General features: G+C 60.9%; 1 protein-coding gene. It reads left to right on the top strand.

Annotated elements, in window-relative coordinates:
* Nucleotides 1–348 precede the first annotated feature (348 nt).
* Nucleotides 349–3,214 (top strand): Ulp1 family isopeptidase (locus NKH03_RS34500; protein WP_352973292.1); only part of this gene is annotated, 2,866 nt, incomplete at its 3' end.

Raw genomic sequence — 3,214 nt, 5'->3', positions numbered from 1 at the left:
AATGTAACAGGTTGGCGGCAGGTGCAGCCCCCGGCATCTCAAGAGCAAGCGGCACAGGCCGGGCAAGAGGGCTTTGAGCAGCGCTCGGGCGAGGCGCGCCAAGCCGCTGCCCAAATTCCCGCCCCCGCCGTTCCGGCTCTGCCAGACCCGTTCCATTCTCATCCGTCTCAGGGAGACCTGAGCCTCATCGAAGATGCGGCCCCATGGGAAGCGCAGCCCATGATGCAAGGGAGCGGACAAGAACACGCCGCGGCGCCGTACGCCGGAGGCAGTGGGTCGATGCTAGGTGCCTCGGTGCTGCAGCCGGGTCACTCAACGGCGCGCCATCATGATGCGCCGGATTCGTCAGTGGGTGATCTGAATCCTTCCGCACCGTTCGAGTTGCGTGACCATGCTCGTTCCGCCGTGCCGGCGGCGGTGCAGCCAGATCCTCCAATAGTGGTCTCCGACGGTCGCGGCTGCAAGCGTCCTCTTTATTCCAACGATGCGACCGTTGTCGAAGGGCTGAGGTCACTCTACGCGGGTAAGGCCAAGGAGGACACGGTCAAGCGCCATGTAAATTCTCTTTACGGCTTTGGTCGTTGGCTCTTTAAAAATAACAAGCCGGGATTTGCTGCTCGGCTTCACGAGGAGTCGCTGGATGAAGATCTCAAGGAGTACGAGAGCAGTGGTGGCTCCTCGACGGTGGCTGTGGCACTGCGTCGTCTCAGAGAGTCGGCGGGCGGAGTGCCAATGGTGGGCCGCGCTGTCCTGAATCCCGACCCTGCCGACGCCGTGCTCATCAAAGAGTACAAAGCGGCTCTCATCAAAGAGTACAAGGGAGCGCCTGCGACCGGGCCGAATCGCCAAACCATTCACGACTATGGAGCTACTCTTAGACGTTTCAGTGAATACCTGGTTGAAAACAACAAGCCGGGGATTGCGGCTCGGCTTCACGAGGAGTCGCTGGATGAAGATGCCAAGCGCTATAAGGCCTCCAGTGGTGACCGGAGGATCATTGCACTAGCTCAACTCCGGAAGTTCCTGCCGTCCGCCGCACTCGGGCGCGAAATTGCCCTTGCTGCTCGTCCGGAAGACGCAGTCGGCATGGAGGCTCGTGCCATTGGGGACGCCGCTGCGCAGCACAGCGGGCCGCAGAAGGCATTGGGTCGGCCAGAGAAGCTCCCTGGGGAAGCTAATGAAGACGCCGCTGTTCTGCCATCGTCTTTCGTACCAACTGGGCACCATCACCAAGCCTCCGATCCCGCAGAGTCCTTTCGTCCCCTGATCTGGCGCGACGGCGACCAGCGCGCGCCGGACGAGCGGATCGCTGCACAGGACAGGAGCAACCTGCTACCAAGCGAGGAGGTGCCACTGAGGCCACCGGAATTCGCTCCGCCCAGCTTGCGGGCGGGGAATTCCGCCTCGCCAGAGCTCTTTCCTGAGGGGATGTCCCCCGCGGTCGAAGGGTTTTTTGGTGTTTTCGGCGACCCCAGCGGGCGGGTGCTCGGCGCATTGCAATTGCTAGGCGACGAACATATCCACAGGGATTACCAGCTCCTGGAGCAGGAGTTGCAGGGGAACAATCCAGAACTCGCCGCCCGGACGCGGTTCGTGGATCCCCTCGTAGCCAATTATCATCTGCGCTTGGGCTCCGAGAGCGACAAGCTAAGCGCATTCCAGCGCATCGTCCATAATCAGAACGGTAACGACACAGCCGACTTCCTGTTCGTGCCAGTGAGCGATGGCGGTAAGACTCTTGCGGAGCGCGGCAAACATTGGTCGCTGCTGTTCGTTGATCGCAGCGACCGGGAACGGCCGGTTGCCTATCATTATGACTCCGTCAGCGGATGGCATGACAAGCTTGCAAAACACCTCGCAGAAAGGCTGGGCGCCAGCCTGGAGACCCGCGTGGACTTACCCCGCATCGCCCAGCAGAGCAACGAGTGGGATTGCGGAGTCTACGTGGTGGACGGCACGCGGGCGCTGGTTGGGCGATTGCAAAGATGGCAGCCAGACCTGCCAGACCTGCCAGACCTGAACCTCAACAACCTCGTCGTCAATCGGCAGGCACTACAAACCCGCCTCAGGGGTGACAATACATTCGGGACGGCAAATAATCTTACGAACTTTGAACTCATGGACCGACAGGCCCGAGACGCGGTTAAGGAAAGCCCCGTTGGGACGTTTCACCAGCGGATCAAGCGGCTCGGCCAGTCAGCGCGAGCGTTGCACGACAGAGCCCTGGCTCCAGTCGCGCCGGACCAAGGCAACCCAGACTCGGTGTTCGTACGGGACGTTGTTCCCGGGGAAACACGCCATCATCATGCGCCGGATTCGTCAGTGGTTGATCTGAATCCCCCCGCACCGTTCGAGTTGCGTGACCATGCTCGTTCTATGCCGGCGGCGGTGCAGCCAGATCCTCCAGTAGTGGTCTCCGGTCGCGACAAGCGTCCTCTTTATTCCAACGATGCGACCGTTGTCGAAGGGCTGCGGTCAGCACTCTATGCCGGTAAGGTCGGGGAGCGCACGGTCACGGACCATGTAAATTCTCTTCTCGGCTTTGGTCGTTGGCTCTTTGATAATAACAAGCCGGGATTTGCTACTCGGCTTGACGATCCGTTGCTGGATCAGGATCTCAAGGAGTACCAGCGCGAGAGTGGCTCCTCGAACGTGGCTAGAGCACTGGGTCGTCTCAAAGAGTCGGCGGGCGGAGCGCCAATGGTGGGCCGCGCTGCCCTGAATCCCGACCCTGCCGACGCCGTGCTCATCAAAGAGTACAAAGCGGCTCTCATCAAAGAGTACAAGGGAGCGCCTGCGACCGGGCCGAATCCCAAAACCACTCAGGACTATGCGGCTACTCTTAGACGTTTCAGTCAATACCTGCATGAAAACAACAGGCCGGGGATTGCGGCTCGGCTTTACGAGGGGTCGCTGGATGAAGATGCCAGGCGTTATTTGGACTCCAGTGGTAACCGGTGGATCAGTGCACTAGCTCATCTCCGGAAGTTCCCGCCGTACGCCGCACTCGGGCGCGAAATTGCCCTTGCTGCTCGTCCGGAAGACGCAGTCGGCATGGAGGCTCGTGCCATTGGGGACGCCGCTGCGCAGCACAGCGGGCCGCAGAAGGCATTGGGTCGGCCAGAGAAGCTCCCTGGGAAAGCTAAGCAGCTGAGCGAGATCGGCAATTCAGGCGCTCGCGTGCTGATGCAGGCCCCCACCCATCAAGTGGGTG

The organism is Mesorhizobium sp. M1406, assembly GCF_040317555.1.
Lineage (GTDB): Bacteria > Pseudomonadota > Alphaproteobacteria > Rhizobiales > Rhizobiaceae > Mesorhizobium.
This window is presented reverse-complemented; position numbering and strand designations above follow the sequence as displayed.